Source organism: Arenibacter lacus, assembly GCF_008711145.1.
In the GTDB taxonomy this organism is placed as follows: domain Bacteria; phylum Bacteroidota; class Bacteroidia; order Flavobacteriales; family Flavobacteriaceae; genus Arenibacter; species Arenibacter amylolyticus.
Map to the genome: position 1 here is coordinate 1 of NZ_VVIN01000185.1, position 1,025 is coordinate 1,025.

Here is a 1,025-nt window from a genome sequence, read left to right on the forward strand (position 1 = left end):
ACAACGGGAAACGCATTGGCGAAGTGGCGGATAAATTGAACCGAAAGTTCAATTTAGCAGTGACGTAGCCGATGTGTTTCCACAGAAGCTAAATTATTAAAAAAAAGCTGAATGTGGGACACATTCGGCGGAATAAAAAGCACAAAAGTTGAATTTTGAACTTAACCCGCCATTTTGCCAATGCGATGTTATGTGTAGTTTTTTAGTATCTTTGTCAGATGAAATTATCAGATTAGCAAATTTACTTTACGCAACGTATAGGAAGAGAATAGTTTAGTATTATTCTTCGTTTCCTTATTGTCTCTTATTGTAAATTAAATATGTTAAATAATGAAAAATTACTTCGAAAGTCCTTTTAAAGGAAAAATAATCAAAGACCACATAACTAATCCCAATATAATTTCGGGTAAATATTCTTATTATTCTGGTTATTATCACGGTCATTCATTTGACGATTGTGCTCGTTATCTGTTTCCGGACAGGAATGATGTCGATAAACTAATTATCGGTTCTTATTGTTCAATAGGGAGCGGTGCAAGTTTCATAATGGCAGGTAATCAAGGTCATAAATATGATTGGATTTCCAGTTTTCCATTTTTTTATATGTCTGAATTTGATGTTTTCAGTAAAAGCCAAGATGGATTTCAAAAAGCAGGAGATACAGTTGTTGGGAATGATGTTTGGATTGGTAGTGAAGCTATGATAATGCCAGGAGTTCAGATAGGAGATGGAGCTGTTATTGGCAGTCGTGCTTTGGTTACAAAAGATGTTGAACCTTATTCAATTGTAGGGGGAAATCCAGCCAAATTGATAAAAAAGAGATTTAGTGATGATGACATCCAAAAATTGCAGGAAATGAAATGGTGGGAATGGGATGAAGAAACCCTTTTTGAAGCAATGCCAATTCTTTGTTCAAATAAAATCGATTTGTTGTACAAGTTTTTTAGAAAAATGAAATGATAAAAAGAAGGTTCCGAAATTCGGAGCCTTTTTGTTTTAACTGCGTTTGCGGCTAAAATTACACA

General features: G+C 34.1%; 1 protein-coding gene. It reads left to right on the top strand.

What is annotated here, in order from left to right; translation table 11 throughout:
* Positions 1-330: 330 nt before the first annotated feature.
* Positions 331-960 carry a type B chloramphenicol O-acetyltransferase gene (catB, locus tag F1E73_RS17060; protein ID WP_010256763.1) on the top strand — a complete coding sequence of 210 codons (630 nt, stop codon included), beginning with the start codon at positions 331-333 and terminating at the stop codon, positions 958-960.
* Positions 961-1,025: the final 65 nt, after the last annotated feature.

Coding starts and splice junctions, on each gene's coding strand:
- catB (WP_010256763.1), top strand. CDS start 331: ATGAAAAATTACTTCGAAAGTCCTTTTAAAGGAAAAATAATCAAAGAC.